General features: G+C 44.8%; 8 protein-coding genes. All 8 read left to right on the forward strand.

The window, feature by feature from the left end:
• Window positions 1–41: 41 nt before the first annotated feature.
• The gene (locus FN961_RS16205) at window positions 42–1,025 is read left to right on the forward strand and encodes a DUF3450 family protein (RefSeq protein ID WP_144041221.1); all 984 of its coding nucleotides are present in this window, start codon (window positions 42–44) and stop codon (window positions 1,023–1,025) included.
• Entirely contained in the window at window positions 1,018–2,349 is a 1,332-nt protein-coding gene (locus FN961_RS16210; protein WP_185972813.1) for a MotA/TolQ/ExbB proton channel family protein, read from the forward strand. Before FN961_RS16205 ends, FN961_RS16210 begins: the two co-directional genes overlap by 8 nt.
• A 309-nt stretch (window positions 2,350–2,658) precedes the next feature.
• Window positions 2,659–3,060, forward strand: coding sequence for a MotA/TolQ/ExbB proton channel family protein (locus tag FN961_RS16215; RefSeq protein WP_144041223.1), 402 nt, complete (start codon window positions 2,659–2,661; stop codon window positions 3,058–3,060).
• Window positions 3,032–3,433, forward strand: coding sequence for an ExbD/TolR family protein (locus tag FN961_RS16220; RefSeq protein ID WP_144041224.1), 402 nt, complete (start codon window positions 3,032–3,034; stop codon window positions 3,431–3,433). Before FN961_RS16215 ends, FN961_RS16220 begins: the two co-directional genes overlap by 29 nt.
• A gap of 68 nt (window positions 3,434–3,501) precedes the next feature.
• Complete coding sequence (locus tag FN961_RS16225) at window positions 3,502–4,068, forward strand: energy transducer TonB (protein WP_185972814.1); 567 nt, start codon at window positions 3,502–3,504, stop codon at window positions 4,066–4,068.
• On the forward strand, window positions 4,065–5,459 hold the full coding sequence (locus FN961_RS16230; RefSeq protein ID WP_144041226.1) for a tetratricopeptide repeat protein: 1,395 nt from the start codon (window positions 4,065–4,067) through the stop codon (window positions 5,457–5,459). Before FN961_RS16225 ends, FN961_RS16230 begins: the two co-directional genes overlap by 4 nt.
• 5 nt (window positions 5,460–5,464) lie before the next feature.
• The gene (locus tag FN961_RS16235; RefSeq protein WP_144041227.1) at window positions 5,465–6,613 is read left to right on the forward strand and encodes an alpha-hydroxy acid oxidase; all 1,149 of its coding nucleotides are present in this window, start codon (window positions 5,465–5,467) and stop codon (window positions 6,611–6,613) included.
• 509 nt (window positions 6,614–7,122) lie between these two features.
• Window positions 7,123–7,554, forward strand: coding sequence for a GFA family protein (locus tag FN961_RS16240; RefSeq protein ID WP_144041228.1), 432 nt, complete (start codon window positions 7,123–7,125; stop codon window positions 7,552–7,554).
• Window positions 7,555–7,694: the final 140 nt, after the last annotated feature.

Consider the following 7,694-nt stretch of genomic DNA (forward strand, 5'->3'; position numbering starts at 1 on the left):
GCAATTAATGTTTTAACATTTACAAAAGAGAGTTAACAAAGATGGTAAGTCGTATCATCACTGGGGTTTGTTGCAGTTTAAACCTTAATAAATTCAGGCCATTAAATGGTCGTGAACTGTTCTATTTTATGAAGATGTTTTATTTTTGTTACAAGAAACCTAAGACTAATATCCTATTGGTTTGTCAATCTTTCGTCTTACTGTTGTTATCTGTTCAGGGAGCTTCTGCTCAAGGTGTGGTAGCAGAATCAGATGATTTAGTGACGCAGTGGATCAATTTAGAGCAGCAATCTAATGCACTAAACAGTCACTGGATCATGAGTAAGCCGGTTTTGGAGCAAAGAGTTGAATTGCTTAAGCGAGAAGAGTTGCAACTGAAAAGTCTGCTATCAGCAGATCACAGTGCAACAACACAAGTGGAAGCTAAGCGAAGTGAGCTATTGGCGTTGCAAAATAATATGGAGTCAGAGCAAACCACGTTAAGCCAATGGGTGGATGGAGAACTGAGCCAAGCGCAACGCATCATTGAACAACTACCACCACCACTGGCAAAGAGTTGGTGGGCAGCGATTAAAGAAAAGAAAATTAATCTCCAATCCCCAGATTCGATGAGTGTGGATCCTGCAAATAGCACCGTTAACTCCATCGATACCACCAGTAGCAAGCTTGAGCTGCTGCTCAGTCTTTACTTGCAGTTAAATGAGTTTGAACAAAGAGTCAGCAGCTACGAGACACAAATAGAGACGTTGGACGGAGAAGTACGACTGGTGAAACAGTTATACCTTGGGATATCCAGAGGCTGGTATGTCACCTTGGACTCACTCAATGTTGCCGAAGGAGTATCAACAGCAACAGGCTGGCGCTGGCAGGTGAATGAATCCTTAGCTCCAGAGACCATCGAAACTGCACTTATGATGATTGCTCACAAAAAAGAAGCCAATTTTATCGAGTTGCCATTTAGCTTAACGGCCGATGTTAAGCAGACGCAAATCCAAAACAAAGTTGCAGGAGCGAGTGATGAATAAGTCTACCATTTTGGGGCTGATGCTGCTGTCTCTGATCCCGTTTGTAACTCAGGCTAATGACGTTAATAGCAGTTTTATTAAAGACATTAAATCGGCTCAGAACAAGTTAAATAGAACGGAAACCAACATAGCAAAAGAGAAAGCGGCGTTGAGTACTCAATTAAGTCGAATTGAAAATCGAGTGCTCAAATTACGTGACCAAACGGCTTTAGCCAGACGGATCTCTGATGAAAAAACCTTGAGTTTGGATCAACTGCAAACACGCCTTAAACAATGGCAGCAGCAGAGCGTTTATCAGAATAACCTATTGCAACGTTTTGCTCAGCAAAGTGGACTTACCTTAGCGAAGTCAGATGAAAATGGACTGGCTGATAGTGAGTTAACTCATTACTTGGCTGACTTGAGAGGGGGTCTATCACCTCAATGGCGTGAGGCTGACGTTGCCATGGAAGACGGTCGTACTCAGGCTGTGCTTGCACTCGACGTGGGGCCTGTGAGTTGGTATGTCGATAACGCAGCGCAAAAGGCTGGCTTGTTGATTAAGGGTAATAGTTCAAATAATGCCGAGTCTGGACAGATAGAGAAGTCGGGTCTGCTGTTTGGTGACGAGGTGTATCAATCACTGAACCAGCTGGCTCAAAGCGGCGAGGGCAGTATTACGTTAGATCCTACCTTAACTCGCGCCGTTAAGTTACGTGGTCAGCAAGAGTCTGTGGCTCAACATGTTGAAAAAGGCGGTGTGTGGGCGTTGCCCATTCTCGCTTTTGGTGTTTTTGCGCTGGTTATCTCGTTAGCGAAAGCGGTTCAGCTGTGGCGTTTACCGCAAATACAGCCCGCGATTTCCGAGCGACTTGGCAATACCTTAGCCATGACATCAAGTGAAGATCGCTTGCGCGATCAACAGCATATTGCCGACAAGGTTAAGGGGATGCAGTCTGAGTTAGTTGAGATTGCTTTGAAGGTGAACTCAGGTACTGAACGAGACGATAAGCTGTTTGCCAGTTTGCTGGAAAGTAAGCACACCTTAGAGTATTGGCTTGGCGCCATTGCCATTACTGCAGCAGTCGCTCCCTTGTTGGGATTGCTCGGGACGGTTAGCGGCATGATTGAAACATTCAAGTTGATGACCTTATTTGGCGCAGGCGATGCCTCTGCGGTATCTGGCGGGATCTCAGAGGCCTTGGTCACAACTGAGTTAGGTTTGATTGTGGCGATTCCAGCTTTATTGCTGCATGCGCTGCTGTCACGTAAAGCCAAAACTTATTACGGCCAGTTAGAAAGCTGCGCAATTCACCTAAGCCAACTACAACCGGAATCTAAGTAATGGATATGAAAATGTTTAATATTGGTGATTGTTTGGGCGATCTTAGAATTTGGGTTACATGCACTGCTATCACGCACAGCCAAAACTTATTACGGGCTATTAGATTAGAAAGCTGCGCAATTCACCTAAGCCAACTACAACAGGAGCCTAAGTGATGGATATGAAAATGTTTAATATTGGTGATTGTTTGGGCGATCTTAGAATTTGGGTTACATGCACTGCTATCACGCAAAGCCAAAACTTATTACGGGCTATTAGATTAGAAAGCTGCGCAATTCACCTAAGCCAACTACAACCGGAGCTTAAGTAATGGATACACAGATGTTTGATAGCGTTATTGTTTGGGCCATTCTCGCCTTAGGGTTATTTGTTTATCAAAAGCTCACCTATTTCATTGTCCGTTTGAAGACCGGACACGGAAACGAGACCGTTCAAGCCTGGAGTGACACCTTAGAAAGGCTGATTTCAGCGCTGCCTTTACTGGGATTATTGGGCACCATTATGGGCTTACTTGACGCCTTTACAGCGCTTGCCAATGGCGAAGGACTGACGGCAACCAGCGCCCTGAGTGAAGGCATTAGTAGCGCATTGTGGACCACTCAACTTGGGTTAGTGATTGCAGTGCCTGCTTGGATGTTATTGAGTTACATGAAAAACCTATCGACCAGAGAGGAGCTAGCGAATGCGATCCAGCCTGCAACAGCGCCTTGAACAGCAACAACAGCACATTGATCTTTCACCGCTGCTGGATGTGGTTTTTATCCTGTTGATTTTCTTTATCGTCACCACGGTCTTTGTTAAAGAGACTGGGGTTGAAGTGGATAAACCACAAGCCATATCGACGCAGAAATTGGAGCGTAATGTGATTATGCTGGCGATCACCAATGCTGGCGAAGTGATTTACGACGGCAATAATATTGGAGTTGCTGGCGTGAGGAATACCGTGGGCCAATTACTGGTACAGCGTCAGCAACCTGTGGTTATTCAGGCTGACAAACAAGTGCCGACAGAGTTGTTGGTGCAAGTATTGGATGAGAGCAAACTGGCAGGGGCGGCGACAGTTAATATTGCCACCATTCGATGATGAAAGTGAAACGGCATCGGGCGTTATCTTTCATTATTAGCCTGCTGCTGCTCGGTGGGGCTTTATCATTGTTATTTATTAATCAATGGTTTGGTGAGTCATACAATAAGACTGTTGAGGTGAGGCAAGTACACCTTGTTTCGCTTCCCCCTCCACCACCGCCGGCTGAGCAGCAAGAACAAGTGGAATCGGTGCTGGATATGCAGCTTGCGATTGAGGGGTCGGGTCCCGCTATTGAGATGACGCTTAACAGTAAGCTTGATCCCTTGGCAAAGCAGCCTCCTGCCAGACCCATATTCAATGCTTCGACCGATTGGCAAACCGACCTCAGTGTCGATTGGCAAGCGTTTGGTCTTGATGAACTGGATGGTTTACCGACCTTATTAACTCAGGCTAAATCGGTTTACCCAAACAGCCTAGTGCGAAAAGGGATTGAACAATTAGTCGTTAAACTCGATGTGTTTATCGATGAACAAGGGGCGCTGACCTTAGTGGCTATTACGGGCACACATTATCCAGAGCTCGATAGCGTGATTAAGAAATTGATCCGCCAATCTCGTTTCTCCTCGCCAATAAAGAATGGCCAACCTGTCAGAGCTCGGTTTATCTGGCCTGTGGAATTTAAAAAATCATGAATGCTAAACGTAGAATACCCCTCTCTCTTTGTTGCTTATTGACTGTCTTGAGTCTGGCGAACGCCAATGCGCAGGTTCCTTTCGATAAGGGAAGTGATAACGGGATGGATTTAGGGACAGTCAAACTGGTGCTCGATAAACCCATTTGGCTTATCTCATCAAACACGCCTTTGTCGGTTAAACAAGAAGCGAGGCTCGATCCTTCTGAGCAGTCATTAGCGCAAAAGCTCAGACCAGCCTTGGATAAGAAAGAGTATAAAACGGCACTGGCACTGTTAGAGGCTCACTCGAGTGACAAAAAGAGCGCTGCATTATGGCAAGTGACTGGGCAAGTTAACATGGCGATGAGCCGTTGGAAGCAGGCCGAAAGTGCTTTTTTACAGGCGATAAAGGTGCAGCCGGGTCTTGCCCGCTCTCATCGCAGCTTAGCCGCCCTTTATATTAAGCAGTCAACATACGATAAAGCGCAGCAACATATTCGCAGCGCACTGGCTTTAGGTCAGCAAGATGCGCAGCTTTTTGGTCAGTTAGCCTATATCAATTTGCAAAACAGCTCCCCTTGGTCTGCGATAAACGGTTATCAGCAAGCACTATTACTTGAGCCTGATAGTCGCCAATGGCAACAAGGCCTAATGTTTGCTTTGCTGGAAGCGAAGCATTTTCAACCCGCACAAGCACTGGTTGAGGAACTGTTGGTTAAGCGACCAAAAGATAAGGCGTTATGGCTACACCGAAGCCAAATCTCAATGGAGCTAGGGCAATTGGATAAAGCGCTATCAAGTTTAGAAGTGGCCTTAAGGTTAGGAGATACCACCGCAGAGAACCTGTTACTGAGTGCGCAGCTTCACCTTAAACAGGGCAGTGTTGAGCAATCGGTTAAGCGGCTCACCCAAGCGTTAAAATCTTCAAATGTGAGCTTTGAGCAAGTGGCTTCATCCATTGAATGGTTGGCTCATTATGGTTATTTAACACAAGCGAATAAAGTGATAAAAGGAGTATCAACCCGCGGCATGAGTGCCAGAGATAAGGGACAGTTTTATGGTGTTAAAGGCAAGATAGCCGCTCAAATGCACAGCAGTGATAAAGCACTGGGCTATTACCTGAAAGCGATAAAATTCTCCCCTGACAATGGTGAGTTGCTATTGGCATTGGCTGAGCATTACCGCACTAAAAGTGAGTTTGGGCGGGCAGAACTTTATTACTTGAGAGCTGAGGTGAGTGCCGATGTACGTGTACAAGCCTTAGTGGGACATGCTCAACTCGCGATAGATCAAGCGCTGTATTCCCAAGCGATTACTTACCTCAATAAAGCGCTGCAGCAAAGTCCTGAACGCCGTGATTTAGCGCGTAACATCAAAGTACTGGAGCGTCTGGTTAGCCAGAATGGATAATATTTATGCCTGATACTGTGAAGCTAACTCAAGATAAACCCGCTGACGCAAACGATGGGGTTTATGCCGTGCATAACCAAATCCCAAGCGATATTGCCTGCGTGGATGACTATCAAATCTATGCTAAGCAAGCTTTATCCCATTCGAGCTGGGAATATATTGATGGTGGGTCAGCAGATGAGCTGACTTTGTCGCGTAATCGCAGTGAGTTAAATAAGATAGGCTTGATGACCAAGGTTTTGTCCGTTAATGCACAGCCCAATACTCACACTACAGTGATGGGCCAAGCACTCTATCATCCAATGTTACTAGGGCCTGTGGCTTATCAACAATTAGCACATCCATTAGGGGAGGTGGCCAGCCTCAAAGCGGCCAGCGCTCAAGATGTTGGCTATGTGTTGAGTACTTTATCAAGTATCTCAATTGAGCAAGTGGCTGATAATAGCGACGGCTCTCCTTTGTGGTTTCAGCTCTATATTCAACCGAATTTTAATCACACGTTAGATTTGATAAGACGAGCAGAGAAGGCGGGATTCAGTGCGCTAGTTATCACGGTTGATGCACCGATAAATGGCTTAAGAAACAGAGAACAACGAGCGAGCTTTAGGCTTCCAGAGGGGATTTTCGCCGTTAATCTATCTGAGTATGTGAGTGCTTCATCGAGTGTTCATGGGCTTGCGGGTGGTTCATTGGCTGATTTACTAAACTCAGCGCCGACCTGGGACACGATTGCGAAAATACAGCAGCACACTTATCTGCCTGTGATCATTAAAGGCATACTGTCAGTGGATGATGCCCTGATCGCTAAATCTTTAGCTGTTGATGGCATAGTGGTTTCCAATCACGGTGGGCGAGTGTTAGATGGCGTGCCAGCCACAATTGAAGTGCTTGGTGATATTCGCCAAGCCGTAGGCCCAGAGATGAGCATCTTGTTTGACAGTGGTATTCGCCGAGGCAGTGATATCTTCAAAGCCATAGCATTAGGCGCAGATGCTGTGCTGATTGGCAGGCCTATCATGTATGCACTGGCCACCGCTGGTCCTTTGGGCGTCGCACATATGTTGAGGCTACTCAAAGATGAGTTTGAGATCACCATGGCCTTATGTGGCTGTAAATCAATAAGTGATATCACCTCAGATAAGTTGTATCTCTAAGTGCTAATGTAACCCTTCAAATCAAGGTTGATTTCATTTTCTGCTTTGCTTCTGGCTTAATTAGTATTTTTGGGGTTATCGTTTTTCGCTTCATTGTTGCTCATTGCCTGACGCAGAACTAAGTGCAGATGCTTTTGTGACACGACACTAGTGTATCCCTATAGTCTCGGAGGTGACGTCCATGTCACGGACGGTTACAGCCGTATCTACACTCGGTTATTTACCTCTTCTATTTAGCATTATTACTGGAATTATGATTCTAAACTATGGATGTGTTGACAGTTTATACGTTGCATTTTTTGCAATCATTGTGGTTCTTTGTTCCACTCAAACGGGAAAATCAATAACTAGAAAGATCCTTATTTCAACCGATTGATTACAAATCGCTTCGCTGTTAGCTTAGAGCGATTAAGCACACTGGTTGTTTGTTCTTATTGAGAATGTTCTTATTCGGAATTCAAGCTAATAAGCTGTTATGTGAGTAATTTCATTGTCCTCGGAGTTAATATATGAATGACGAAAATAAAATCACCAATGGTGGATGTCTCTGTGGTGCAGTTCGATACGAAGTGAAAGGTCCACTCAGAGATATAGTGAACTGCCATTGTAGTATGTGTCAGAAATTACATGGAAATTTCGGCCCTCATACAAAAGCAAGAAAGGTAAATATCAAAATTACTAATAATGAAGGTCTAGCTTGGTACAAAACATCTGAAATAGCTCAAAGAGGCTTTTGTAAGGAGTGTGGCTCAAGCCTATTTTGGGAGCCATTTAACTTAGATGCAACCGGAATTATCGCTGGCTCATTAGATGGAACCACAGGATTAAAAACAATGGGTCATATATTTGTTGGTGAAAAACCTGACTTCTACGAAATAACTGATGATAACCCTCAATTTATCCACTCTTCGGATGGGCAGCTGGTAAATGATTACAAATAGTTGTGTATATTAATCACATAACAAGAGACTATGGCGTCAATAGCTAAAATTAAGACTTTGGCGCTTCCCACATAACACCATCTCTCAGCATCGAATTTAAGATCACAACCATCTTTCTTATGCAGGCAATAATAGCCACT

It is taken from the genome of Shewanella hanedai, assembly GCF_007197645.1.
Lineage (GTDB): Bacteria > Pseudomonadota > Gammaproteobacteria > Enterobacterales > Shewanellaceae > Shewanella > Shewanella hanedai.

Excerpts from the sequence above, each read along its gene's own strand:
- FN961_RS16205 (WP_144041221.1), top strand. The coding sequence starts at position 42 with ATGGTAAGTCGTATCATCACTGGGGTTTGTTGCAGTTTAAACCTTAAT.
- FN961_RS16210 (WP_185972813.1), top strand. The coding sequence starts at position 1,018 with ATGAATAAGTCTACCATTTTGGGGCTGATGCTGCTGTCTCTGATCCCG.
- FN961_RS16215 (WP_144041223.1), top strand. The coding sequence starts at position 2,659 with ATGGATACACAGATGTTTGATAGCGTTATTGTTTGGGCCATTCTCGCC.
- FN961_RS16220 (WP_144041224.1), top strand. The coding sequence starts at position 3,032 with ATGCGATCCAGCCTGCAACAGCGCCTTGAACAGCAACAACAGCACATT.
- FN961_RS16230 (WP_144041226.1), top strand. The coding sequence starts at position 4,065 with ATGAATGCTAAACGTAGAATACCCCTCTCTCTTTGTTGCTTATTGACT.
- FN961_RS16235 (WP_144041227.1), top strand. The coding sequence starts at position 5,465 with ATGCCTGATACTGTGAAGCTAACTCAAGATAAACCCGCTGACGCAAAC.
- FN961_RS16240 (WP_144041228.1), top strand. The coding sequence starts at position 7,123 with ATGAATGACGAAAATAAAATCACCAATGGTGGATGTCTCTGTGGTGCA.